General features: G+C 48.8%; 21 protein-coding genes. 10 read left to right on the top strand and 11 right to left on the bottom strand.

Annotated elements, in window-relative coordinates; all coding sequences use genetic code 11:
• Nucleotides 1-107 precede the first annotated feature (107 nt).
• Nucleotides 108-872, bottom strand: coding sequence for an LmeA family phospholipid-binding protein (locus tag ACN4EG_RS08290; protein ID WP_431628866.1), 765 nt, complete (start codon nt 870-872; stop codon nt 108-110).
• A gap of 224 nt (nt 873-1,096) precedes the next feature.
• Between ACN4EG_RS08290 and ACN4EG_RS08295 the strand changes: the two genes are divergently transcribed.
• Nucleotides 1,097-1,558: a peroxiredoxin gene (locus ACN4EG_RS08295; protein ID WP_431628867.1), complete on the top strand. Its 462-nt coding sequence runs from the start codon at nt 1,097-1,099 to the stop codon at nt 1,556-1,558.
• Nucleotides 1,559-1,689: 131 nt separating this feature from the next.
• Nucleotides 1,690-2,445: a response regulator transcription factor gene (locus tag ACN4EG_RS08300; RefSeq protein ID WP_431628868.1), complete on the top strand. Its 756-nt coding sequence runs from the start codon at nt 1,690-1,692 to the stop codon at nt 2,443-2,445.
• Between the two features lie 138 nt (nt 2,446-2,583).
• Here the strand turns inward: ACN4EG_RS08300 and mtnA are convergent, their stop codons facing one another.
• Nucleotides 2,584-3,642, bottom strand: coding sequence for an S-methyl-5-thioribose-1-phosphate isomerase (gene mtnA / locus ACN4EG_RS08305; protein ID WP_431628869.1), 1,059 nt, complete (start codon nt 3,640-3,642; stop codon nt 2,584-2,586).
• A 1,020-nt stretch (nt 3,643-4,662) separates the two neighbouring features.
• Here mtnA and ACN4EG_RS08310 point away from each other — a divergent pair.
• The 3 genes from ACN4EG_RS08310 to ACN4EG_RS08320 all read left to right on the top strand — a co-directional run bounded on the left by ACN4EG_RS08310 (nt 4,663) and on the right by ACN4EG_RS08320 (nt 7,873).
• Nucleotides 4,663-5,052, top strand: a complete 390-nt coding sequence (locus ACN4EG_RS08310; protein ID WP_431628870.1) for an AbrB family transcriptional regulator — start codon at nt 4,663-4,665, stop codon at nt 5,050-5,052.
• 1,158 nt (nt 5,053-6,210) lie between these two features.
• Complete coding sequence (locus tag ACN4EG_RS08315; RefSeq protein WP_431628871.1) at nt 6,211-7,209, top strand: carbohydrate kinase family protein; 999 nt, start codon at nt 6,211-6,213, stop codon at nt 7,207-7,209.
• Nucleotides 7,193-7,873 (top strand): CYTH domain-containing protein, encoded by a 681-nt coding sequence (locus ACN4EG_RS08320; RefSeq protein WP_431628872.1) that lies wholly within the window; start codon nt 7,193-7,195, stop codon nt 7,871-7,873. Before ACN4EG_RS08315 ends, ACN4EG_RS08320 begins: the two co-directional genes overlap by 17 nt.
• Before the next feature lie 219 nt (nt 7,874-8,092).
• Here ACN4EG_RS08320 and leuD read toward each other — a convergent pair whose 3' ends face one another.
• Entirely contained in the window at nt 8,093-8,692 is a 600-nt protein-coding gene (leuD, locus tag ACN4EG_RS08325) for a 3-isopropylmalate dehydratase small subunit (RefSeq protein ID WP_431628873.1), read from the bottom strand.
• 161 nt (nt 8,693-8,853) lie between these two features.
• On the opposite strand from leuD, the gene ACN4EG_RS08330 reads away from it, so the two are divergent.
• Both ACN4EG_RS08330 and ACN4EG_RS08335 read left to right on the top strand, forming a co-directional pair.
• Complete coding sequence (locus tag ACN4EG_RS08330; RefSeq protein ID WP_431628874.1) at nt 8,854-10,092, top strand: glycosyltransferase; 1,239 nt, start codon at nt 8,854-8,856, stop codon at nt 10,090-10,092.
• A gap of 465 nt (nt 10,093-10,557) precedes the next feature.
• Nucleotides 10,558-10,998: a hypothetical protein gene (locus ACN4EG_RS08335; RefSeq protein ID WP_431628875.1), complete on the top strand. Its 441-nt coding sequence runs from the start codon at nt 10,558-10,560 to the stop codon at nt 10,996-10,998.
• Nucleotides 10,999-11,224: 226 nt separating this feature from the next.
• Here the strand turns inward: ACN4EG_RS08335 and ACN4EG_RS08340 are convergent, their stop codons facing one another.
• Together ACN4EG_RS08340 and ACN4EG_RS08345 are read right to left on the bottom strand one after the other, a co-directional pair.
• On the bottom strand, nt 11,225-12,241 hold the full coding sequence (locus ACN4EG_RS08340) for a glycosyltransferase family 2 protein (protein ID WP_431628902.1): 1,017 nt from the start codon (nt 12,239-12,241) through the stop codon (nt 11,225-11,227).
• Nucleotides 12,242-12,372: 131 nt separating this feature from the next.
• Complete coding sequence (locus ACN4EG_RS08345; RefSeq protein ID WP_431628876.1) at nt 12,373-13,680, bottom strand: amino acid permease; 1,308 nt, start codon at nt 13,678-13,680, stop codon at nt 12,373-12,375.
• Here ACN4EG_RS08345 and ACN4EG_RS08350 point away from each other — a divergent pair.
• Both ACN4EG_RS08350 and ACN4EG_RS08355 read left to right on the top strand, forming a co-directional pair.
• Nucleotides 13,655-13,831, top strand: a complete 177-nt coding sequence (locus ACN4EG_RS08350) for a hypothetical protein (protein ID WP_431628877.1) — start codon at nt 13,655-13,657, stop codon at nt 13,829-13,831. The two genes, ACN4EG_RS08345 and ACN4EG_RS08350, sit on opposite strands and share 26 nt — an antisense overlap.
• Nucleotides 13,832-14,132: 301 nt before the next feature.
• Complete coding sequence (locus ACN4EG_RS08355; RefSeq protein WP_431628878.1) at nt 14,133-16,169, top strand: IS1096 element passenger TnpR family protein; 2,037 nt, start codon at nt 14,133-14,135, stop codon at nt 16,167-16,169.
• Between the two features lie 63 nt (nt 16,170-16,232).
• Here the strand turns inward: ACN4EG_RS08355 and ACN4EG_RS08360 are convergent, their stop codons facing one another.
• From ACN4EG_RS08360 to ACN4EG_RS08385, 6 genes are all read right to left on the bottom strand, one after another.
• A complete protein-coding gene (locus ACN4EG_RS08360; protein WP_431628879.1) occupies nt 16,233-17,378 on the bottom strand; it encodes an Hpt domain-containing protein in 1,146 nt (381 codons plus the stop codon).
• 692 nt (nt 17,379-18,070) lie between these two features.
• On the bottom strand, nt 18,071-19,951 hold the full coding sequence (locus tag ACN4EG_RS08365; protein ID WP_431628880.1) for a hypothetical protein: 1,881 nt from the start codon (nt 19,949-19,951) through the stop codon (nt 18,071-18,073).
• 342 nt (nt 19,952-20,293) lie between these two features.
• Nucleotides 20,294-21,754 (bottom strand): hypothetical protein, encoded by a 1,461-nt coding sequence (locus ACN4EG_RS08370; RefSeq protein ID WP_431628882.1) that lies wholly within the window; start codon nt 21,752-21,754, stop codon nt 20,294-20,296.
• A gap of 174 nt (nt 21,755-21,928) precedes the next feature.
• A complete protein-coding gene (locus ACN4EG_RS08375) occupies nt 21,929-22,438 on the bottom strand; it encodes a DUF456 domain-containing protein (RefSeq protein ID WP_431628883.1) in 510 nt (169 codons plus the stop codon).
• A gap of 89 nt (nt 22,439-22,527) precedes the next feature.
• The gene (locus tag ACN4EG_RS08380) at nt 22,528-24,543 is read right to left on the bottom strand and encodes a hypothetical protein (protein ID WP_431628884.1); all 2,016 of its coding nucleotides are present in this window, start codon (nt 24,541-24,543) and stop codon (nt 22,528-22,530) included.
• Complete coding sequence (locus tag ACN4EG_RS08385) at nt 24,527-25,213, bottom strand: cofactor assembly of complex C subunit B (protein WP_431628885.1); 687 nt, start codon at nt 25,211-25,213, stop codon at nt 24,527-24,529. Before ACN4EG_RS08385 ends, ACN4EG_RS08380 begins: the two co-directional genes overlap by 17 nt.
• A gap of 132 nt (nt 25,214-25,345) precedes the next feature.
• Here ACN4EG_RS08385 and ACN4EG_RS08390 point away from each other — a divergent pair, with 132 nt between their 5' ends.
• A complete protein-coding gene (locus ACN4EG_RS08390; RefSeq protein WP_431628886.1) occupies nt 25,346-26,683 on the top strand; it encodes a D-alanyl-D-alanine carboxypeptidase in 1,338 nt (445 codons plus the stop codon).
• The last annotated feature ends 77 nt before the right edge of the window (nt 26,684-26,760 follow it).

The raw sequence follows: 26,760 nt of genomic DNA on the forward strand, positions 1-26,760 counted from the left end.
TGAGGACGCTCTGCCAGCGCAAACTGCCTTGAGGGGAAAAGTTCTCGATCGTTGCTGCGCAGCCCGCCGATCTAGCCGTACCAGGAATTCATCGAACTCACATCACGTTATTGGGGACGCATTTGCACAAAGGTGGTTAGCCCTAAACCCCGATCGTCGGTTTGCAGTTGTAAAATCCGGGCTGTCATGTGGGATTGCTCTAAACGTTGTAAATCTAGGCGTTGACTAATGCCCTGAGCGATCGCATCAACAACCGCTTTGGGAGCAGGTTGACCATTGAGGGTAAGAGTCGTTTGGGTCAATTGGAGGGTTTTTCCAGCAATTACTTGAATATTGGTTTCCGCCACAATTGCCAGACGATCGGGATAACCTTGCTCCGTCAGTTCCGTTTGCAACCGTACTCGCCCCTTTGGTAAGAAATTGACCTGCGGATTGACTAAATCATAACGAGCCACTTGATCTGCTTCTTCCGGTTGCAAAAAGCGAAAGCTCAGATTTTTAATCCGATTAGTAACAGCAGGCGATCGCAACGCCCGGTTCAGATCAGCCTCAGTCAAAAAGAAATAAACACCCGCTTGGAGAGGTTTCGCTAATTTCGTGTTTAGACCTTTGAGAGTGACTGGATCCGTTTCTATTTCTAGTGTGTCTAGGCGCAGGCCCTCGATCGGAAACAGCCCCCGTCCCGCAATCCGTACTTTATTCACTTTGCCCTGCAAAATCTGATGGTTCGGTGCATTATCAATCCGCACCTCTAGTTGCTCCACCTGTTTAAACTGTTTACGGATCTGCTGCGCCGCCAAGCGATCGCCCACCACGCCCACCGGTGACACTAGCCCTAACAGGATAGATAGCACAATCGTAAAGGGTTCCATAATAGTTCATCTCCTTGTAGGGTTAGGCGGGACTGAGGGATTGATCTCAAAATTACACAGTTAAAACACGATCTGCGGGGGTGGGTTTGCCGAAATTGTTGGGTTTGCCGAATTGCTATAGCATAAACAGCGAGCACGCTTGTCAAGGCAAGTCCTGCAATTTCAGTTCTGCCATGCAAGCTTGGCAATTCTTGGCAATTCAAATTCTGCATTCAAGTTATCCTATGACAATCAAAGTTGGCGATGCGATTCCCGCAGTGACCTTAAAGTCACAAACTGGAGACACGGTGAATCTCCAAAGTTTCATCGGCCAGAAATGTGTGGTGCTCTACTTCTATCCCAAGGACGACACCCCCGGCTGCACCAAAGAATCCTGCGGCTTTCGCGATAGCTATACCGCCTTCCAAGAGGCAGGGGCCGAGGTCATTGGCATTAGTGGGGATAGTGTCAGTTCCCACCAGCAATTTGCCAGCAAGTATCAGTTGCCGTTTACCCTACTCAGTGACGAAGGCAATGCCGTCCGCAAAGCTTTCGGGGTGCCTTCGACCCTAGGGCTTTTGCCGGGACGGGTTACCTACGTCATCGATCGTCAAGGCATTGTGCGACATATTTTTAATTCCCAACTCAACTTCCAAGGCCACATTGATGAATCGTTAACTATTATTCAAGATTTGGCCAAAGCTTAAGCAGACAACCGTTCTTCCCCAAACAAGTTGGATCGAACCTTGGTTATCCGGGTTTGTTTGGGGGCGATCGATGCATAATATTTCTCAAATTGAGTGATAGGATTGTGCTGGCGTTACGCTGAAGTGGTCCCATGAGTTTGGGTCGAGTTCTAATTATCGAAGACGAAGAACTCATTCGTGAGACCGTCGCCTTAGCATTGACGGAAGAAGGCTATGAAGTCACCGTAGCGAGCGATGGCCGCGCAGCCTTGGAAATTCTTCAGGCTTCAGCCCTCGTGGGTGCAGGTGGAAATGCTAACGTTTATGGGAATGCTAACCAGACAACGACTCGCGAACAGCCAGATTTAATTATTCTGGATTTAATGCTGCCCAATATCAACGGTCTAGATTTGTGTCGGTTGATTCGGCGACAGGGCAGTAGCATACCGATTTTGATGCTGAGTGCAAAGGGGACAGAAACCGATCGGGTCGTGGGCTTGGAAATTGGAGCCGATGACTACATGACGAAACCCTTTGGGATGCGGGAATTAGTGGCTCGGTGTCGAGCATTGCTCCGTCGGCAACAACAATTTCAACCTACGGTTCCCGACGACACCCTCGTCTTTCAAACCATTGTCATGTATCCCCAGGAATGTCGGGTACTGGTCAAGGGCCAAGAGGTTAACTTATCTCCTAAGGAATTCAAGTTATTGGAATTGTTCATGCGCCATCGTAAACGGGTTTGGTCGCGCGACCAGCTCCTCGAACGGATTTGGGGTCATGATTTCATTGGTGATAGTAAAACCGTTGATGTTCATATTCGCTGGTTGCGAGAAAAGCTAGAAAACGACCCCAGCAATCCAGAATATTTGGTGACTGTGCGCGGGTTTGGTTACCGATTTGGTTAATGGTTTTCTCAGTGAATAAATACCCATTCTATCGACGGCTCATTCGCTGATCCCCATCCTGTTCTGACGATTTTTCTGAAAATCTTGACCCAAGGATGGGGCACTTACAATTTACTACTTTTTCCAGTCAAGTTCCCATCAAACGGCTTGCCTATGGAATAGGGCGTCCTTCAGGTCAGCGGGGGCAAAGACGCCGAATTCAGTCATAATGCCTGCAATGAAACGAGCAGGAGTGACATCAAAGGCAGGATTGTAATACGCCACCCCTGGGGTGCAAATCACCGTTTCGCCAATCTGATATATTTCGCTGGCATCCCGTTCTTCGATCGGAATTTCTTCACCACTGGCAATTTTGAAATCGATCGTGGACAATGGCGCAGCAACATAGAACGGTACGTTATGGGCCTGGGCCACTAACGCCAAACTATAGGTACCAATTTTGTTGGCAGCGTCTCCATTGGCCGCGATGCGATCGGCCCCAACGACCACCGCGTCGATCATCCCTCGCTGCATACAATGGGCAGCCATACTATCCGTAATCACCGTAACGGGAATCCCTTCCTGCACACATTCCCAGGCCGTCAACTTAGCACCTTGTAACCGTGGCCGGGTTTCGTCAGCATACAAGCGTTCCAACCGCCCATCCCGCCACGCCGATCGCACAACTCCTAGGGCTGTACCATAACCAGCGGTGGCCAAGGCTCCCGCATTGCAGTGGGTGAGCAGGCGTAATTTCTGAGGGGTGGGGGGCAACACTGCGAGGCCATGATCCCCGATCGCTTGGCAGGTGGCGAGATCTTCCTGGTTGATCGCTTGGGCTGTTTCCACCAGAACTTGCCGTAAATGATCAACTGTGCCAAGGGTTTGTCGGGCGGTTTTCATCATGCGATCAATCGCCCAAAACAAGTTAACCGCCGTGGGGCGCGTCGCTCGTAGCGTTGCAGCAATTTGTTCAAGTTCTTGCAAAAAGCGATCGCGATCCTGGGTTTGAATTTCCCGAGCACCTAGGCAGATTCCAAAGGCCGCTGCCACGCCGATCGCCGGAGCACCCCGTACAATCATCGTTTTAATGGCTTGAGCCATATCATCGGATCGGCTAATTTCAACAACGCTAAATTCGTTGGGAATGCGTGTCTGGTCAATCAGCGTGACACGATCGCCATTCCAAAGGACGGGATAAACTGGGTAGGCAGCCATAGCAAACAAGCTCAATGGAAGGTCAGGGCAATTATCTTACAAAATAGAAAGCCCGATCGAACGTTTACTAACGCTCTTTGTAAACCAGAGCGTTCTCTGTTCGCGCGATCGCTCAGTAATCACAAGAAGAGAGGATTTTTTGCAGTTGTTTTAGCAACGTGATATTGCCCATAATCTTTCGAGGCACTTACATCACAATTTACGGATCTGAGCCCTTAGCATCACTCATAAAAGCAAGCATTTAGAATGAACAACTTCAACCCATCGGCAACTACCGAGTTCGGTTGTAACAGTAGCACCATGGCAAGTAGGGAATTTCTCCTGGAAAATTGTTCCTTGCGATCGAGTTCTTGAACAATGTGTCCAAGACTGAAAGACTGAACCACTCCCCTTCTCAACGCATCGACCAAAACCAAATTTACGAAAATTAAATTCGCCCCCACTTTTGACTACCTGCACCACCGAAGGAGGCTGATTCCCATTCGCTAATAGCAACGTATCAGAATACATGCCTTTCCATTGATGATAGAAATCGAATCTGATGATAGGCTATCTAAACCCATCAAGACTCTCAGTTCAGCTCTGATTAATGAGAGTACTTTAGTGAAATCGTTTTCGTACGATCGTTGTTCTCCAATAGAAGCAGCATTAATTTTTGGTTAGAATGAGCTCATCTGTTCGATCTAGCGTTTGACTGAGAAGACCCAACTTAACTAATAACAGTCCTGCAAGGCTTGAATTCTCCCTGATTGAGATTTTACGAAGATTAGGAATTTTGGGCGTGACTTATCAATTCTGTGTCGAATGGGTGAAAATGTAATATTATTCAAGGGTTAATAGTAGACAAAGGATTGAGTTCTACGTTCTGTAGTTTTCCAATTTCAGGTTCTCTATTAATTTGGATTGATTGACATCACTATTTGCTCTATCTTGATTTCTCTCAAGTTTTGAACTCGAATAGTTTCAGATCAAGTAGAGAAAGGTTGAGATCAACTATATTGCGAGGTTAGATGCGATTGAATGGTTAGAAAGAGAAAGAATACTGAGCCGCTAACTGGAGAAGCTTTGTTGAAGCGGGTACGGGAATTGGAACATCTCAGCAAGGAGCAAAAAGCGCGGGAATGTGGCTATGTCACATTAACCAAAGCAGGTGCGGAACGGGTCAATTTAATGAAGTTTCAGAATGCTGTGATTGAAGCATCTGGAATCATCTTGGATAGTAAACAGGGGAATGCCGGACGCAGTGGCCGCAATGCCAGCTATCGCATCAGCGTTCAGTCCAATGGCAATTTATTGATTGGTGCAGCTTATACACGGCAAATGCAACTCAAACCTGGGGATGAGTTTGAAATTACCTTGGGCCGGAAGCATATCAAGTTGCACCAAGTGGATGCTGAAGACGAAGAGTAAGAATTGTGAGATGACTCTGATCTTGTGAATCGCCTGAATGGTGGTGGGCGGTGAGCAGTGGATAGTACAGGGATAGTATTCAGTATAAAAAAGAGGACAATACCTACTCCATTGTTTTACCAAAGTGCTCACCACCACCGAGTTAGAAAGCCCTTAATTGAATAAGAGTTGAGCACACTGTGTTAGTCCCACCGTGTTAGTTCCGCCGTGTTGTTTAAGTTTGTACCACAGTTACAATAGTAGTAGTTACCATGGAAAATATTGATTGGTCGATCGCGTTACCTGTCGGACTTGCGAGCGCAATTTTTTTGGGTGGTATGTTAATGATGTTTACCGGACTCTGGACTCAGCGAGGTAGGTAATTAAGGTGGCTGTTTGAGGCAAATCGCTTTGAGGTCAATTGGATCAAGCACGGATTGTTGGAGCAGGATTGTCCAACCGCTGTTTAATCAACCCAACACAGTTTTGCTAAGCCAGCATTCTGCAACCTCTGTCTTTTAACCAAAAGCGCTATCGAGCAGAATTGAGAACAGATTTTATCCATCATTCTCAATGCATCAACTGATGTTTCAAGATTGAGCAACTGATGCATTGAGAATAATGTATTGAGTGTTGCTTATCTAGAACTCAATATTGATCTAGGGTTCCTCTAATTTTATCTAACTCGAAATTACTAGATCATTTTAAACCTGTGTTGTCTACGTTTCGGATCATTTTCTAGTAACTATTGTCCAGATGCTATTTGCATTGACGTTGCAGGATTCACCATAATCGATCTTATTCAGCGATCGTGCCCTTGAATGCAAGAATTAGCCTCAACCGCCTCTAGACTCAACCATCCCTGTACTCAACCGCTTCTGTATGATGAGCGCAATATTGTGGGCGCAATCAAAACCATAGCCAGCTGAGAGACGGGAAAAACTGTAATTTATATTAGTGAAGTCTGAGGGGCACATCCAAAATTGGGAGCAACTTTTAATCAATTTTGTAACTGGAACCTTGACAATTTCTAAGGCGAATTTGAAGGAATCCACAAAAATTCTAGGTTTCCCTCCATCTGCGAGTAATTTGTGGCATGATGCAGAGAAAATTAATAATACTGATTTAAAAGCCAGTCCATTGCTGGGAATTGAGTTGTAAGTTTTAGGTAAATGACCAATGCCGTGCGTTTTGTGTCTGGGAGAAATCCTATTTGACTGCATCGCAGATCAACCAGGTCTGCCCATCGACCAAGTGAAATCATGGACATCCTATCCTGGTGGCGCTCCAGCCAATGTTGCCTGCGCGTTGGTCAAGTTGGATACCCCTGCTGGATTTATTGGCTGTGTAGGGCAGGATGAGGCAGGCCGCCTTTTAGTTCAGCTTTTAGAGACGATCGGCGTCGATATCACCGCCATTCAGCGCCATGAAACCGCACCGACCCGATCTGTCATGGTGGTGCGATCATCAGACGGCGATCGCCAATTCGCAGCCTTTCGGGACAACATCGACACTAGCGACTTTGCAGACACCCAGTTAAATGCGACCGAGATTCCCTTAGATTGGCTCACGACCGCTGATTATCTAGTCACTGGCACCCTTGGCCTTGCGGAACCCCACAGTGCAGCGGCGATCGTCCATGCCGTGGAAGCGATGCAGCGAGCTAACCGCAAAGTTTTCGTGGATGTCAACTGGCGGCCTGTCTTTTGGAAGGATGCCAGTTTCGCACCAGCCTTAATTAGGGATCTGCTCGATCGAGCGGATTACCTCAAGCTTACCGACGACGAAGCAGACTGGTTATTTCAAACCCAGGATTTACAGACGATCGCCGATCGCTTTCCCAAGTTGCAAGCCGTACTCATGACCGCTGGGGAAAAAGGATGTAGCTACTGGATTCGTGGTCACCAAGGGCATATTCCTGCCTTTACGATCGACGTTATCGATACTACTGGTGCAGGGGATAGCTTTACCGCAGGATTTTTGCACCAACTTTGTCAACTAGGTGATGCTGTTTTAGAGAATGCGGAGATGGCTCACCATATGGTCGTCTATGCCTCGGCGGTCGGAGCCTTAACCACCACCCGTGCGGGCGCGATCGCAGCCCAACCCACTGCCGCAGAAGTAGATGCTTTTTTACACCTTACGGAACGCATGCATGGCCATGGCACAGGAGATTGAACGAAAATTTCTGACCTGCAATGATCACTGGCGTGGATTAGCAGAGGGCGTTCTCTATCGTCAAGGTTACTTACGCAGTGAGCGAGGCCATGTCGTGCGGGTACATACCATGGGAACCCCTGTCCGCACCAGTGGCTTTATTGCGATTACCTCTGCTTCCACAGCATTGCCAGACACGGGGTATGAATTTTCCATCCCGATTCATGATGCGATCGCAATGTTAGAAACCCTCTGTATCAAGTCGCGCACCTGGGAACAGGCGGGCATCACCTATCGGGAGGGATTTTTAAGCACAGAAGCCGATCACACCATTCGGTTTCGCATTGCAGGCAGTCAGGGGTTCTTAACGATCAAAACCAAAACGGTGGGCCTCTCCCGCACAGAGTTTGAGTTTGAAATTCCCCGCGATCGCGCAAAGGAATTACTGGATGAGGTGTGCGAACAACCGCAAATTGAAAAAATTCGCTACAAAATTCCCCAAGGCGAGGTGATCTGGGAAGTAGATGAATTTCTAGCAAAAAACCAAGGGTTAATTTTGGCAGAAGTGGAATTGCAGGATGAAGCCCAGCAGGTGGTTCTGCCGGATTGGATTGGCCGCGAAGTCTCGGGCGATCGACGTTATTACAACTCCTACCTGGTCAAAAATCCCTTTACCACTTGGTAAAAGGTCAGTGTGCAAGGTCAGTTCCCAGTCACCCCACCCTATCCACTACATCCACTACTTTCTTCCTGGTTATTCGTCAGCGTGTAAGGGAACAGCGCATAAATAAAATCCCAATTGGGTAGGGGTAGGAGAGTAAAAGGGTAGGAGGGTAGGGGAATGAAGAGGGGATATTATTTCTTTGCAAATCCCTAAGGTGACGAATTTAAGGTAACCAAACCCCTAGCTGGCCTGCCATGCAATGTAGGGGAGACGATCGGCCACTTGGCGGGTGTTTTCTGCCTGGGCAACCAGTTGTCCAGTGGCATCCCATTGGCCAGTCACAAACATTTGCCGTGGCCCTTCGTTCATCGCGATCGGTGCAACAAACTCTCCGCAGGTGACTTGCATAGCCTCCAAATCCACCGTCAATGCACGTTTGGGATCGGCTTGCAATTGCGCTTGCAAGGTTTTAGCCACATCTGGCGTCACCGTCACACAGGGCACCCCCAATGCGATACAGTTGCCAAAGAAAATTTCAGCAAAACTTTCGCCCACGATCGCCTGAATGCCCCACTTAGCAATGGCTTGCGGCGCATGTTCTCGCGATGACCCACAACCGAAATTGTTATTCACGACTAAAATATTTGCGCCCTGGTACTGGGGTAAATCAAAGGGATGCTGCCCGTTCAGTTGTACCCGATCATCCGCGAAGGCATGTTCACCCAATCCATCAAAGGTGACACACTTGAGAAACCGAGCTGGAATAATGCGATCGGTGTCTACATCATTACCCACCAATGGCACACCGCATCCCGTAACCAACTTCACTTCGCTGACCATAGCACCTTCTCCGCAAATGTCCTCTGAACTTTTACTCTGAACTCTCAGGAATTCTAGTATATCGGCTCACGGGACAGCCTAAAACGCAGATTGAGCCAAACTGAGAACAACCCCAAAATTTGGTAGAGTGAAGGGCGTTTGCTGGGGGGAATCGATCGGTCATGACCGCTGTCGTACTGGGATCTATCGCACTGAGATCGGGCTTGTTGTTGAGCCTGCAAGGGATTTTGTTGATTCTGATTTTAGGATCGATTGTTTTCTACCTTGCTTGCATTGCATTCACCTGGGATTTCTTCCGTAAGGCTCCCGTCAATACCCATCAAAACAGAAAGCACCCGGTAGACAATCAGCCCGTAGACGACAGGGCTAACCTAGTAGCTAACCCAGTGGCCAACCAAGTTTCTATTTTGGTTCCCATTTGTGGCTTAGATGCAGGTGCTTGGGAGAATTGGACTTCCCTTTGCCATCAACAATGCGATCGCTATGAAATTCTGTTTGGCGTGGTCGATTTCAACGATCCAGCAGTCCTCCTACTTTACGAATTACAAAAAGCCTATCCCGATCGCGTGCGCATCTTCCCAGGACTGACACCGCGCGGCGCTAATCACAAGGATAGTACCCTCAGTTATCTACTCGAACAAGCCCAATACGATTGGCTGATCTTGGCAGACAGCGATATTCGGGTGGCACCAGACTATATCCAAACGGTGGTTTCGCCCCTATTAAACGGTCAAGTCGGGATGATTACCTGTGCCTTTATTGCCCGATCGCCCCAACATTTAGGAGCCGCGATCGCCTCCCTAGGCCGTTGCTGTGACTTCATTCCCAGTGCTCTGATTGCCCGTGCCATGGATGGGGGGCTACGGTTTGCGATCGGCATGACCATGGCACTGCATCGATCGACCCTGGAAGCGGCGGGGGGCTTGCATCTAAATCGAATTGGCTCCGACTATAACTTGGGTAAGCGAGTGGCAGCAGCAGGCTATCGGGTAGAACTGTCTCACCTAATTATGGAATCCGATACAGGCCGCGAACGTTTGCGAGATGTTTATCAGCGAGAATTGCGGTGGTCACGGACAATTCGCTTTAATCGCGGTAGCATTTATTACACAATCGCCTTTTGTTACGGACCCATTTATTGCCTTCCTTTACTCCTCTTGCAGGGATACCACGATTGGGTGATAATAGTGAGCATCGCTACACTCACTTTGCGTTATGGACAAGCTGCGATCGCAATTTTATCCATGGGCGCTCCCAAATTATTGAGTTGGCTATGGGTACTTCCTTTACGGGATGGCCTGAGCTTTATCGTTTGGCTCGTCGGCTGCTTTGGTCGGCAGGTTTTTTGGCGAGGTCGTAAATTACAGATTCAGGAGGATGGCTTAATTCACGAAATTTAAACCCTTTTTACCCAACCCTTTACAGGAAAGCATTTCAGTCAAAGCTCTTTGTTCCTTGTGATACCCACGGAATATGAAAAGAATGTTAAGGTTGAAGATCAAAGATATCTTTATATCTATAAAGTAATTTTTTAGTTTGTTTGCACTATAAGCCAGATTTCAAGCTTACTGGATTTCAGACTTATAGTCTTGACCCAAGAATTTAACAATTTACCCAAGAATTTAGCGTATTGACCCCAAAACAGGGTTATACCCGTTTGAATTTTTCAAAATAGCCAGTCTGCACAGGACTTATCTCATCATGGGAATTTGCGTATTATCCACTCACACTTCGCCCAGATGGATGTTGCAGGCCATTCAACGATCGTAAGTAAATTAAGTTAAAGCCCCTACAGGGTTCAACCCCTCAGATAAATTACGTTCATCTCCTTATACAATCCAATCGAAAGCATGGAGGCTTTGCCCATGACAGCATTCTTGTCGATGCCTCGCAGCGTCTATGTGCAACAGGGGAATTTACTAGATGCCTTACTTTTTCTTTCCAGAACACTTGCCCGGATGGAAATTCGTCATGTTGTCACGGGAGCTGCGGCCCTTGCCCTCTATGGCTATAGCCAACGGATACAGATGATTGATTTATTAGTCACATCTAGAGGATTGGAGCGTATTCAGAAAATTTTACTCAATCAGCGACTGACATTAGTAGACGCTGATTCTAACCTGTTTTGGGACATTCGCACCGGGTACAGCATCAAGCTACATCTTGTTGAGGAGTTTTCCAATTATCCTCACCTATCGCTAGACGAAATGAATGTAGTGACCTTGGACGAAATTCCAACCCTACCCTTAGAATTGCTACTTAAACAGCGGACTAAACCCAAAGTCTGTAGCGCCACTGCCGCTTAAAAGCACACTCAAGGACATTCAATGCATTTGATCAATTTAGTTTGATCAAGTTAATTTGATCAATGTTAATGATGTGCTAATCAAAAAGACTTTCTATTTCTAGGGATATCATATCAGAATCCACAAGTTATGGGAGAACTTTTTTCGATCGACTATTTAAGTTGAGCAATCCCCAATTTAACTTGCGTTAATTACAAGTTAAATGGCAAGTCAACAACCTTAATCACTAATGCCCAACCGCCGCACGATTAAAGGCTTGCAGCAGATAATGGGGGCGTCGTACCGTTATGAGATAGCCAGCATAGATGAGCAGTGCAGAAAGAATAACGATCGGAAAACACAAGGGCAAATAAAAGGCATGGCGACGATCGCGCTTCACCATCTTGCTGACTCGATCGCGGAAAATCGCCAATTTACCCCGATCACTGATGGTTGGATCATCGGATTGGTGCTCGGATCGGTGCAGCGTAAGAGCCTGGGAAGATCGAGTAGATTGCGGGTTCTCTGCCAGCAATTGCTTTTGCCAATACAAATCATGGCCAATCAATAAAAAGCGCCAAAAAAAATGATTCCAGCCATTGGGGGGAGCATGGAGCGATCGGGCTTGGGGATTTCGCCAAATTGTGTGTCCCGCAGCTAATAACTTCTGGGCATGGAGCACACAGTTCCCGCGATAGAGTGGCAGATTGGTCGGAATGGGATTGTCTAAGAGAAACGATCGACGAAACGCCACATTGTTTAAAAAGTATTGGGAAACGGGTTGCAATTCGGACGCCCCTGAATACTGGGGGAAAATGTAAGTCAGCGCCATGGCTGTTCGATAAATGCCAACGCCATTGGTTGTGGTTTCCCCAGCAACAACTTGCACGTCAGGATTACGAAAACTAGCCAGTAACCTGTGTAACCACTGGCGATCGTAAACACAATCAGAGTCGTAATAGATTACTATTTCCCCTGTTGCCCACTCCGCACCTAACATTTTAGCCGCATAGTATTCTGTGTTCAGAGGCGCAGATTTCACCAGTAACCAAGGGTATTGCTGTTGCAAGTTGGCGAGTAATTCCGCAGGCGTATCTCCACTGTCGATCAGCAAAACCTCATTGGCCAAGCTGGGCGAGGGATTCTGGGACGCTAGGGACGCTAATGACTTCATTAAACCTTGCGGATCGGCAGTGGCCAAATTCTCGGTTTCCAAAATCATCGAAAACGTTGGCCATTCCTCCGCAAGCGCATTGCTATTCATCACGGATCGCGCCTCCCCCTACACTTTCACACCTGCAACCACAGAAGTAGTTTCCCACAAAATTCTCATCAGCAGATAATCTATTTATCACTTTTTAAACATATAGCCAACTTAGAATCAGACAATCACCCCTAGGCTAATAACCATTGACGAAGGAAAATAATTCCAGCAATGCCAATCATGGTGATTAGCATCACCGTTCCCCCTGGTACGAGCAATGGGAGACTGGCCGATGATCGCTGGGCCGATCGTTGTTTCCAAGCCATCGCCGCTGGCAACAGACCCCCTAAAATAGAAATACTGAAGGTTCCGGTATAGTCCAATGCTGTCAGAAAAATTGCAGGATTAAACGTCGAAATCCCCAATGCAGGGAATAATACTAGTGAATACAGAGAAAGTCGTTGTTTGGGACGCTCTATTCTGATTTGAAAAGCATCCTGAAAGAAATCAAGCAGGCCATAGACAAACCCAACAAAGGAAGTCACGATCGCGAATTCAGAAAAAATGGAAACGATGACGCCAATGGCATTGCCTGCTCCGCCTTCTCGCAATAGTTTCAAGGGGTCGAAGCTACCCTGGATTGATTGCACCGTTGCTCGGCTTTCCGGTGAGAGGCTACAGAGAATCACTGCATTCCAGAGTAGAAACATTAGGAGTGGAATGCCTGAACCCACTACGATCGCGCGTTTAATTTTCTGGGAATCCCCTTCTAGTTGAGTGGTGATTACGGGAATGACATTGTGAAAAAATAATGCAACCAACATCACAGAAATTGCGGGGGGCAAGGCTGTCCAATCCTGGAACACCACTTGTTCGATCTGCACTTGCCCGATCGCCAGGATTAATAATCCCAAAAACGACAGCACCACGATCGCCACTAAGCCATTATTAACTCGTTCAACTAACTGCGATCGTCCCCAAAAAAGAATTCCCCCAAATATGCCCGTAAAGACAACGGTTCCTAACCACTGGATTGAGGCCAAGGTGGTCACCAAGTTCGCGATCGCGGCGATGGGAATGAACGGGCTCAATTTTGTGAGCGCTGACAATAGGATCTCGCCACCCTGAGCAATATAGGCCACTAACAGCGCATAGTGCAGAAATAGATAGACAACACCTGCAATCCTAGAGCCGCCTTTACCTAGGGTCTGTTCAATCATCGACAAAAAGCCCAGCGTTGGCACACCGGATTGGTGCATCATCTGCAAATTCACTTCCGCAATCAGCAATCCTGAAATGACGGCATACAACCAAGCCAGCAAGAGCGCGATCGTAGAAGGAATTACCCCAGCGGGCAAGGTCACTGCTGGCAAAGCTAACACCCCCGCTCCGATCGTGGTTCCTGCGACCAAGGCCGTTGCACCCAAGACACTTCCTGGGTGATGGCCAAGTTGCCCTGCAGTAAACGCTACATTGGAAAATAATCGGGTCGGAGGCATTGCAGTTGAAGGCATTGCAGTTGAAGGCATTGCAGTTGAAGGCATTGCAGTTGAAGGCATTGCAGTTGAAGGCATTGCAGTTGAAGGCATTGCAGTTGAAGACATTGCAGTTGAAGGCATTGCAGTTGAAGGCATCCATCATCACCATTGACCGAACAGGGCCGGTAGATTGCGGGTAGATCATAGATTATCCTGCGACTCAATCAATTTTGGGGTCTGATTTTATCGAGGTTTGTCCGCGATCGACCCAATTTTCTGTCTGCGATCGACCCAATTTCAGGACAATCCAGCCCCCCGTCACTTCTCAAACCTAGCTCCCAACAATACAGCTCATCCCATGAACGAATTAACGCTCCTATGAAAATTCTGGTTTCTTAAGATTTAACCCCCTTGTTTTCTGGCTGATTTATCGGAATGATTGAAGAGAAACTGCCGCTATTCCCATCCGCCTTATGTCCTTTAAGCTGCACCAACTCGATCGGCTCCAGCCCAATTCCCCCAACATAGAACAAGTTTTCGAAGCTTACACCACTGAGCTGATTCAGCAATTTTTGGCAGCTCCAGAAGGGCAGGATTGGCTTAAGGTGGGGATGGTGCCTGAGGAGGCCGTCGGCAGTTGGATCGACAATTTTCTGTACTTCAGCTTTTTCTATGGCTTCGGTGCCTTGCCTAAGCTGACCGCGCAAGGCGTAGAAACCCTATTAACTGAAATCTTTCCTCAGAAAATCTCGCTGTGCAACGCGGATGAAGCGGATAGCGCCATTCCTGAATTGATGGCTTTTTGGCAGTTTCTTCAGCGGCAATACAAGCTGACCCAAGCCCCTGCTATTTTGAAGGTTCTTAAGAAACTTCAGCCAAATTTTAAATCCATCATTAATGATTCCAGTAAATTTGGGCCTGCAAAAACCTTTGTGCAAGCGGGATTTGCGGCGGGTGTAGACATGACAGATCCCGAAGCTGTCCAAGCATTTCAAATCGAATTCAACCAAAGGCTCCAAGCGAACCAACCCATGGGCCAACCGATGCCGATCGCTCAGATGTTTAGCCAATTACTCAACTTGATGGAGGCTCCAGGCGTAGAGGAAGATTCAGATCTTGACGAAGATGATGATGAAAATGACGAGATGAACGATTTTTTCCTTGATGATTGGTTTAGCGGGAATGGGGATGACGAGGATGAGGATGAATTAGCCTTTGAGCAACAAATTCGCCAGCACAACTTTGAGGACACCATCAGTCGATTTGTACCCTTTTCAGAAACTGCGATCGCTCAACTCAAAGCCCAAGCCATTGACGAAACTCAGCCTGGTTCAATCATCCGAGATTTCCAGACTCTAATCAGCGAGATCGGACAGGGAGTTGCCGTCAGTGCTGCGCAGAAACAACTTCCCCCCAAGTTTTTGGCAGACCTCAACGATCGCTTAACAAGTCCATTACTCTTGGATTTAGCTCGACCTCAGCAAAAATCCTATCCCAACATTCAAGGACTTTACCTATTGCTGAAGGCCACTGGACTCGCTCAGATGGCTACACAAGGGAACAAACCCACCCTACAGATCAACCCCCAAGTGCTGGAATCCTGGCAAACGTTGAATTTCACGGAAAAGTACTGCACGCTGCTAGAAGCTTGGCTTGTCCGTAGCCATGAAGCCATGCTTGATCCCAAAGCTCGATCTCCCCTCAATGAAGGAGCAAAGGTCTTTCACCACTGGCCGAGCCTTAGTCAGGTCGATGCCATAACATCGAAAAGAACTGCAAAAAAACAAGAATCTTTGGCAGAATCCAGTCTATTGAAATACCACTTAGGGCTGCATAATTTGAGCCTGATGGAAATGTTTGGCTTCGTGACCCTGACCTCCGGAGAACCAGCCAAGGGAAAAGGCTGGAACTTGCAGCAGGTGAACCCAACACCTTGGGGTCATGGCATTATGGAACTTTATGGCCAAGCCCTGCGAGAGCAGGATTTTATCTGGCAGTTTGAGCGAGATCCCTACATTCCTATCAGTGAACTTCAGCCCACCTTGCAACCCTATCTCCCACAATGGCAACACACACTGTGGGTGGACAAACCTGAACAGACTGAGGGCGTTTATGTATTTCGGGTTACCCTCAATAAAGCGTGGCGCAAATTAGCGATCGACAGTCGTCTACCCTTACATCAACTAGGCTTGGCGATTCTGGATGCCTTTGACTTTGACGATCCGATGCACTTAGACATGTTTGAATACGTGACTCCCTACGGTACCACTCAACAGATCCATCATCCCCGGGCCGAGGGGCGTCCCAAAACGACGAAGGTGATGATCGGCGATTTGCCCTTACGGCAAGGTCAATCGATGAACTATATTTTTGATTTTGGTGACTGGTGGGAGTTTGGGATCTTGCTGGAAGCGATCGAACCACCGATCGAAGAACCGGGCTATATCGAAATTCGAGAACGCAAGGGAAAAGCCCCACAGCAGTACCCGGATTACGATGAAACTTGGTGAGCCATTGTCCAGGGGGATGCCGTAGGGCTTTATAGAAAATTGGTTTAAGGGTGATTGTGCAAATTATTGAATTGCTTTCATCAAGAATTCAGCAATTTGGATCAGTTCTCCTTTGTTAAATTGATCCAGCAATGCACGGGCTGCTCCCTTGGGATCGGCAGGAATGGAGATTTGGCGCTGGCGTACTCCAGCAGCGGCTGCGCCATTACCGTTGGATGTACCATTGGATGCGCCATTACCATTAGCAACACCATTGCTACTTACGTTTGCAGGTGTGGCCGGAGCTGGGGCTGGCGTGGGGGAGGGGGCAGCCTTTGCCGCAGGAGCAGCCGCTTGTCCCGCACCCACAAACCTTTGTAAAGCATGGCTGGGCAAAATTTCGCTGGCTCGCCCAGTTAGCCATAGGTCGCTGGCTTGCTTCAGTTCCTTGATAATGAGGGGCGCTAGGTGAGCAAAGCTAGCATTGGGATTCGCGATCGCCCGTTGTGCCGTCTGCATTGTCAACACCCAAGGCTGCGAAGTTTTATCTAATTGCGCCAACTTCACACAGAGCGTCATCAACTGTTGCCGCCCCTTAGGAGTATCTCCTTGTTTAAATAGCTGCAGCATCAATTTGAGAATATTATTGACCTGAGCCGCAGCATTGGCGGGCAGGTTACTAGTAGGTGCCGCAGCTGTTTCTGCTTTGATCAAGCCATTTAAATGCTTACCCAATTCTGCAAAGGCAGGCGTAGAATCTCGTAATGCCCGATCGGCATCTTCAGGACGCAAACCGAAGGGACTTTGCAACGCTTCTACCAAGGCTTTTAGGGCATCAAATCCTTTTAGAAAATGGTCTTCAAGTTTACGATCGATTTTGACCGGATTCTCTTTCAGGATTTTGAAATAATCTTCTAGATGGTGAGCAATTTTTTGAATGCTGTCAAAGCCCAGCATGGCTGCGCCGCCTTTTACTGAGTGCGCCGCCCGAAAAAGCTGATTCATTTCTTCAGAATCTGCCATCGTAGACTGAAGATTGAGCAACCCTTGTTCGATCGTGTCGAGGTGCTCTTTAGCTTCTTCGATAAAGTATCCTAAAATTTGCTGCTGTTTGGTTGATTGCACCACAGCTTGGCTCCCAAGTTTATCAGTAGACGGTGACGACGTTAGAACTCCAAAGTATCTCAGAAATTTAGAAACCGCTGTGACTTCAAACAGTTTGAGAACCATTGGAAGCTCAGCACGAGATCGCGTTTGGAGGATGAACTTTACTTAACCTGATTATTCCCACCACCTAAAGGAACTCACGATATACGCAGGATTTTCAGCCAGTTGACTGAAACAAATCCGCAGCATCGTATCACACAGGAGACACTAAGCGATCGGGCTGCCCCAATGACCGCTTACGCTCATTGGCCAGACCTAAAAATATCGTCTCAAAGGAATATTTTCTACCTCAATTTAAGTCGTGCAGTATTTCCATCAGCCTTCCGTCATTTGGGGAATTGAAGGCTACCTAATAATCAATAATCAACTGATGTCAACGTAGACGATCGCCCAAGTTAGGAACGGCGTACAAGTACAATCTCACGGGGAAGGGTTGGGGGTAGGAGAGTAGGAGAGTGAACAGGGAATGTGATTTTTCAGCAAATTCCTTACCGGACTCGCGATAACCGATCGTAGACCAACGAACAAGTACAAAGGCTTCAAGCCCAAGCACAACTAAACTAAAGAAGATTTCCTAGCAAAATCTCATCGATCGTGATCTCTACAAAACCACGATCGATGAGTCCTTAGGGATTTGCCAAGAAATAATATCCCCTCTTCATCCCCCCACCCTCCTACCCTTTTACTCTCCTAACCCCTATCCAATTGGGATTTTATTTATACGCTGTTCCCTTAGGTCCACTAAATTTAGTCAGCTACCAATGAAAATTGGGGTCGGGGTTTGGCGATTTGGGCAACTTCTCGCAAATGAAAGCAATCAGTTGCATATCCACCATGGCCTCCACGATCGGGGGAGTAGGCGTTGGGGGGGGCGGTGTTTGAGTGGGCGGCGGGGTATCCGTTGGCGGCACAAAAACGGGAGGTCGAGGCCAAATCGGTCGTTTGATGAACTCACCTGGGCGTCTGGCCAAATCTTCATTGGCCATATCTCCTAACTGTTTAAGCAACTCGCCTTTATTCACCTGTGCCGTCAAATCTGACCGCACTTGCACGGATTGCACCTGTTTAAACAGTCGTGCATCCATCGCTTGGAACTTTTGGGTACTGGCCGCTGGAGCCTCCATCCGCACGGCGCGAATTCCACCCAAATCCATCCGCTTCAGCACACTAGGATTAACCGCTACATCCACCCGATCGAGTTTTGGTTGTACCACTGGCTGGGCGGCGGGTGGGGCGGTTTGTTCCGCCTTGGGTTGGATGGTTGCACTTTCTGTCAGTACGGTGGAAATGCCCTTCTTTGCCGCCACGACATCAATTTCCGCCGAACTAATTTTGAGATCTCGTTTGACTGCAATCACCTGCTGCACTAATTGCGGATCGGCAGATTTGAGGGAAATGGCCCCTGCTTCTAGGCTGCGAATCGCCTTGGGGTTCACCGTTTTTGGGATGGGCTTCAGCGGCAACGGGCCTAATAGGCGTAATTTGCCCGATTGCAAATCACTAATCACTTGGCTATTTTTCTCGGAATCTGGCTTCAATTCAATCGTCAGATTGCGGGCAAAAATCATGGACGTGGTATAGGCTGCAAGTTGTCCCTGGGGCGGATTTTGGCCATCGGAGAGCACCGGACGACCATCCGTCCATTTCCAAAACGGACTGGTAAAGAGGCTGGGATCTAACCACGATCGCAGAATCGGGATGCGGGTCAGTTCCACAGAAAGTTTAGTAATTTCTAAATCGACCGCTTGGGCTGTGGTGCCACTGGCCTGATCTGCCACCCGCCGAATTCCATCGGGGGCTTTGCTACTTAGGGCAGCAATCTCGTTGGCATCCAGCGTCAGTTTTGTCCAAGTGTTTTGCCGATCGGGCCGAAAAAAGTCTTCAGGATAGAAGGCTGTCAGATAGAAATCTTGATTTTCTAAATCCGTTTTGTAGGACTGTTGAAACTTTTGCTGCCACTCATCCCAGGCTACCTGGGGCCGCCGCCGCATTAACCGTGAGACATCCCTGAGAGCTTCTTCAATCTCGAATTTGAAGCCCTTGATTGTCCAATCATTCAACGCCCGATCGACCTTGGCTTTGTACAGGGGTTCTTCCACGGTTTGCCAGGTTTGCTTGACTGCCGGATCGGTGGAATGATCCGCCGTTAGCTTGTGTTCTAGATATTCCGTTTGGGCAGTAATGTGCGCCTGCTGATAGGTGGAATAGGTATCAAACTTAGGGGAATCCAGTAAGGCTCTGGCCTGTTGATATTCCGCTGCTTCCGCCGGAGTCCACACTTCATCCACCACCGCTGCTTGGGTGAGGACTTGGTTGTAAACACTCCACAGCGATCGTTGATCCGAATTCCAGACTTGGCTGACCGACGGAATTAGATTCACCAAACGGGCAAAATTGGCGGCTAATTCCTGCTGTTCCTGGGGCGTAAGTTTGGCCGCTTCTTCCGGAATGGCAAAACTTAAATCGCGATTGGATAGCGGAATCGCCGGAAATTGAAATGACAGAAAGCTATTATTACTGGCCAATCCTCCATTGGCATCGGCTTTGCCATAGAGCAATTCTAATTTGGTTAAGAGCGCAGCCACAACATTACTCGTGACTGAACTAGTGGCTGAACTTGTGACTGAACTGACCATAAACACCTCAACAATCTTCCTGCAAGGAGAAAACACGATCGATTCAAATATCCATCACAGAAGTCATAACTAGTGGATTCTCCAGCCCTTGAAAAGAGAAAACCCCAGCTATAACAAAGACCACTGGGGTACATCACTGGGGTCATCATCTGAGAGAACGTTATACCAAATCAATTTGCGATACCTATCGATTCCTCTAAATCCCTCTAAATAAGGGGAACTTTGAGAAAATTTGCCCAAACCTGATTAAGAGGAGATAGGAAGATCGAATTTGTAACAGCGATCAATTAATTCAGTATTAAAAGCTAGTCACGAAGACCCTGGAAGAATCCGCTTCAGAATTTAGTTAAACTCTGCATCCTTCAATTCCGGTAGTGGGTTGGGAGACTTCGGAATGAGGTGATTGACGAAACCGATAATTTGCATTCCCGGTACCTTGAGAGTTGCACCTTTGGCATCACTGTTGTAGTCAGTGCCTTTACTACCGTGGGAATAGCCACCGCTCAGACGAATCGGCCCCCAGCCAACACTCCCGCCGCCACTAACCTGTTTGCTAAATTCACGATAGGCTGAAACAAATTCCGCAGATTCGATCGAGATATTGCGGGCAAAGAGGATCGTTGTAGGATAGCCAACCAAGTTGCCATTGGGCGGTGCTGCGCCATCTGAGGGCATATCGCCATAGGTCCAGCCTTCGCCCTTACGCAGCGTCCAACCCCGATTCATAAAGAATTCAGGATAGAACCAAGGCCGCGAAATCACAATCTGCGCTAGTTCGAAACTTAGTTTGAAGCTGGAAACTCCAAAGTTGCTGGAATATTTCTGGGAAGACCCACTTGCCCCCCCGCCAATGCTGAACAGGCCAAAGTTGACCCCTGCTCCAGCATTCCAAGAGGACGTAGACGATCGGGTGGAACTATTCACTGCCGAATGACTGACGGAGTAATTCGTCCAGCCACCACTGCTGGCAAAGTTTCCAGGAATCAGTGTAGTGTACTTAAAGGTTTGTCCAGCCCCCAATCCACTTTGGTCAGCATCATCATAGAATTCCAACAACCGTTGCTTCCACAGCAGCAAATCCCGTTGCGTAACTTGGTTGATGTAAGCATTCATCTGATCGACTTCATTGCGATAGCCCCCAGATACCCATGCATCCATGGCAGCTTTCACTCTTAGACGATACAGTTGAGCATTATTCGTCCAGTCAGCAACGGCCTGTTTCCCCTCTGGCCCGATCGCACTTTGTGCAGCAATCCGTTTAGCGTTATATTCTGTAGCGGCTGCAATGTATTCCACCATCTTAGAATCATAGGCTTTCTTGACGGGGCCGTCTTCCGTCACTTCCTTTTCCTCATCGGTGATGATATCCTTCACCACTTTTTTGGCCCGCAGCAGGTTGCGGAATTTCTCCAGTTTGGCCTTTTCCTTATCACTTAACTCATAGGAAACGACTTTAGAGAAGCGCAGAATTTCACCATATAGGTGACTGAGACGAGCTTCTGAGGTACTAAAAATCGTTTGTTGCTGGTCGTTATTATAGGTTCGACGCGGATCGGGAATAAAGTCAATTAAATTGGCTAAATTGAACGCCTGTTGCACCAGCAATTTATCTTCTTCTGCATCCTTACCCCCACCTAAACCCTTGGCACAAAAGAGAAAATCTTCTGGCATGAAGGGAATACCGGGTTCGCACCAAGAAACAAAGGTATCTTTAGACGGCGGAACAGTTTGATCACCACCGGTTGTAATTTGGTGTAGTTGACTGAGCAAAACTTTGCCGAGATCATTCAATGTATATGCCATGAGGAACTCCTTAGCAGAGAACTGATGTGTAGTGGTGTAGCGATACATCAATTCTGTCTGCGGAGAAGGCAAACTGACGGTACCCTGGGGGGTAATCTTTCGATCGAATAATCTAGGCCAGAAAAATTGATAACCTATTGGCAAATACTAAAACAAATAATTTAAGCAATGGGATTAAAGAGAACCGAGTTGGCCCCAAGTTGTCCAGATAAAGATCACGATCGGCACGATCGCTAGAACACCTTGAATAACATTACCAACCACAGAACCAACAACAATTCCCAAACCTGCTTTGAGGGACTGTTTTAAATCTTTGCAATAAATAAACTCACCAATCACCGCACCGATTAACGGCCATACTAGCAACCCTAAAATTCCTACGATCGGCAATGGAATCACGCCAATTAAGCCCACGATCATGCCAACGACTGCACCAATTTGGCCCCACTTACTGGCTCCCGCTTGCTTAGCGCCTAGGTACCCGGCCAGTAGATCCACACCAAAGCAAAAGACCAGAATGACGATCGCGGCCACCAAGGCCCACAGAATTTGCTGAAAGCTCGTGACCAAACCCCAAACAATAATGGCTGCAAGAATGATCGACGGCCCCGGTATGCCAGGGATTAAGGCACCCACAACACCCACCGCCATGACCGCAATTAGAAACCAATACAAAATCAGCATAGGAATTCCTACAACCCACAAAAAACCGTGCTGAACCAGTCCTACTTAACCGTTTCAACAAGTCCACTCAACTACATAATGCCTCTAGCTTACGGTGATTTAGGCAAGGATTTCACGTTCTCTGGAATACGGAAAACCACCGCAAGACTGTCTTGATACACGACCTGAAAGAATTGGGGATTTTTCGCCACTTCCAGGATCCCTGGCGGTACCTGACGACTAAAGGGATCGAGACTGATGGCTAAATATTGCGGATGTTCCCGCTCAATCACAGCCATGCCCTCAGCCAACGTCCAATTTCCCGATCCAAGGCTAGAAGCCACAACTTTATTGCGGTAGGGAAACCCATAGAGTCCATAGGGCCGCAAACCAACGGAATAAATTGTGGCTTGATCCAGATTCTGCTGTACCCATTGATAAACGCCACTCGGGGTCTGTCCAAAGGGAAACAGAATGCCATCGTGCCCCGGTAAGCCTTGGGGGGGTTGGTAGCCATTAACCTGTAGCATGAGCAGCAACAGCACCGATCCCCCGATTCCACTCAACCAGGGTAATGTCTGCGATCGCGCGCGTTGACCGGAGGCCGGGTCGATCGGGATTTCTAGCGCCTGCCCCAGCAATCGCAGGTCTGAATGATTGGCCAATCGCGCCTGCCATATCTGACCCACCAGTTGGCTCAACAACCCAATCGCCAAAATTAGCGTCAATGGGAAAATAATGGCACTGTAGCGCAGTTGAATCAAAAACACCTTGCCATTACCCGCCAAATAGCCCGCACCACTGGGCGTTAGCACCAAAGCCCCCAGCGCGATCGCATTCCACCACGCCACCAGTTGCACCCCAACGGAAAATCGCGCAGGCCACCGTTGAGCCGCAACCAAGGTGACGATCGTGATCACGAGACTAGTCAGAAAAATCGCCAAGGCTGGATTCCAGCTATAGAGTTCCGGGTTCAACAGATTCCGAATCATGCTGACTTCCATCGCCGCTTGCAATTGATCCGGTGGCGACAGTTGGCCATCCCGAACCAAATTCCGGAAATACCAAAATCCGCCTAGGCCGATCGCGGGGAGCAACACACGAACCAGGGCCAGTCGTCCCCGTTGCAGCATTGTCCGACCTTGCCAAGGAAGCAGAGCCACTAATCCCACCATGCCGAGGAGGTAATACAGCCCATTCGGCTTGGTTCCAATGAGCCAACCCAAACTGATCCCCACCCCCCAGAGCCACAGCGGCGATCGCAGAGCAAATTGGGTCGATCGGGGTTGCACTGCCTGGAACAGCATCCACAACGCGAGCAGTTCCCAAAACATGACTGAAATGTCGTTGCGGCCAATATCGAAGAGAATTTCTTGAATATTTGGCAAATTCAGCAACCCTGCCAGCAGCACCAGCACAGCAGCACCCGAGAAAACGCGCGATCGGGAAATCCTCAGTTGATCTAATAGCAACCCCGAGACCAACAAACAGCCCCCCACTAACGTTGCCGTCGTCAACCCCAAAGCCCCATCCAACCGCAGCGGCATCATGCTCCACAGATTAAGCAACTCATTGCCCCCCGGATAGTGACCATAGGTACCCTGAATGGGCCACAGGTTGCCCCCATCCAAATAATTCACCACATTGGGTAGATGGAAACTAACCACATCCCAACTCAAAGGATGCACTTGGTGGATTTGTTGCAGCCATTCCTGCAGCAGCGATCGCAGGGGGAGGAAAAGTGCGAGGCCGATCGCCCCCAGCAACGCCCACCCCCGAGGCCGCAAAACTATCTCTGGCTCGATCGGGGTATCGGGTGAAGTTTCTGAAGCGCTCGCATCCATAGCGATCGCATCCATCGAACCTGACGCCCAGCGCGGTAGGACAAACTGGCTCAGCCCTACCAGTCCCAGACTAACGATCGGAGCCGCAATCACTTCCCCCAGTGGATAGAGTAGATGGAGCACTCCCAGTAACAACCCAGTGAAGCTAATCTGTCCCAGCGCCAACGCAATTAATAGCACTAGGGCTGATCCCAGTTGTCGCGGAAAGACCCTAGCCGCAATCCAGGCGGAACTGAGGACAACACACCCACTGGGTAAAAGCAGTTCAACGATCGGTGGCATGATCTGTAGTGAAGGATGGACTTGAAGGCAGGGATTGACTCAGGGTATAGCTCAGCTTCTCGGCCATGCCTGCAATCCAGGTTTCATCCTGTTGCGTATAGCTGCGAGGTGCATTCGCCCCGAGAATCATAACGCCATCTGCCCCGATCGGCTGACAGATGATCCCTTGAATATTCTCTGGAAGGTAGTCAAACTCAATCCGTCCCGGATAGGCTTTGACATCTACGAGGTAAATAGGCTTTTGCTTATCCTGGACCCGCTGGACGATCGGCCCCGGCGTCAGTTCCACCTTGGAGGGTAAAATGCCCCGTCGCAGTAAAATTTTGCCTTGGTAATACAGCACGATCGTTTGAGTCACCGTATTGGTCAGCAGCAGCCGTGACACCCAGGCCAGTTCCGCCTGCACCGTTTCCGGTAAGGTTTTATCCAGGTCAAAGCCCTCCTCGCCAACCAGTTGTACTCGATCGGGCAATTTCGGCTGAATTTGTTGCCACAGTAACCCCGTCAGAATCAGTAACGCACTGAGGATGACCCCCAACGCATCCGATCGCGCTTGGGAATTACTCAAGTCCGGTGTCAAAATCCGGTTCGTCAGCAGTAAAATGCCAGCAATCGTTCCCACCACGATCGGTAACCGTCGCAGCACTTGATTTGGATCGGGCTTTGCCATAGCACAGGTTGATGGATTGATTAGTTCGTTGAAGACTCGTTCGCTTTCCATTGTCCATCACCGATCGCCCACCACCGATCGCCTATTCCCTGACCTCTGCACTTGTCCCTTTTTTGTCCTATCCGCCGCCTTATGTTGAAATTTTTATTGCCGAGCCTCCAAACGGGTTTCCTCCTCGTCCTCCTGCCATTCCTAGGAGAGGCCAAACCCATGACGATGCGATCGATGGATGTGCCCAAGGCCGTGGGCGTGGAACTGTTGCAGGATGCCCCCTGGCTGGTGTTGCCTGAGGCCGATGCGGGGGCTGAGGAAATTGTGCGGCGTTACCTAAATGGTTTGACTGGCCAAGGGTTAAACGTCCAAGAGCAGGGGGTATGGTTGCAGTCTGGCCCCTCCCTGTTGGTCAATCACCAAGGCTCCACACCTCTCTCTGCGGCATCGTTGACCAAAGTGGCCACTTCCTTAGCGGCGCTGTCTACCTGGGGGCCGGATCATCAGTTTGAAACGTTAGTCAGTGCCACTGGCCCTGTGCAAAATGGCGTTCTCCAGGGTGATCTGGTTCTCCAAGGCGGCGGCGATCCGATGCTGGTCTGGGAAGAGGCGATCGCGATCGGGAACGCCCTCAACCAAATGGGGATTCGCCAAGTTACGGGGAATTTGATCATCACGGGCAACTTCTGGATGAATTTTGAACTGGATGGGATGAAATCCGGAACGTTATTTAAACAGGCCATTAACCAAAAAGCTTGGCAAGAAGCGATTCAAGACCAATACGCCCAAATGAAACCGCAGCCCCCAAAACCACAAGTGGCGATCTCAGGGACGGTACTCTACAGCCCCCAAGCTCCCGCTGGCCAACCGTTGCTCCGACGGAAATCCCTTGCCCTGCGTTATCTGATTAAAAACCTCAACGTCTATAGCAATAATTTCATGGCGGAGGGCTTATCGCGTTTGATGGGAGGGGCGCAGGTCACGGCGCAACGGGCAGCGGCAGCGGCAGGAATTAGCGCAGATGAATTGCTGTTGGAAAATGGATCGGGTTTGGGGACGCCCAATCGACTAACCCCCCACGGCGTGACTGCCTTGTTCACAACCCTAGCCCGCTACGCCAAAACCCATAATCTGACGATTTCCGACCTGTTCCCCATTTCCGGTACCGATATTGGCACACTGATCGATCGCTCCATTCCTAAAAATGCCGTGGTCAAAACTGGAACCCTGAATGAAGTCAGTGCCTTGTCTGGTGTTCTGCCCACCCGCGATCGGGGTCTTGTTTGGTTCACGATTATTAACCGGGGTACGAATATCGAAGCCCTGCGCAATCAACAAGATATTCTGCTGCAACAACTGCAAGCCTACTGGGGGACACCATCTCAGCGATCGGCCAGCCTGCAACCCAGCCCCGTCCCCAACGCTTCCGTTGCCAAATTAGGGAGCAGCGATCGGACAGAAGTATTTTCTGGAGGCTGATTTCGGAACTCATGTTTTTTAGCTGTCAAGCCCCACTCCGATTGCCTATGGCCGTTCCACTGGCATATAACTGTCTC

It is taken from the genome of Alkalinema pantanalense CENA528, from assembly GCF_050753345.1.
Lineage (GTDB): Bacteria > Cyanobacteriota > Cyanobacteriia > Leptolyngbyales > Leptolyngbyaceae > Alkalinema > Alkalinema pantanalense.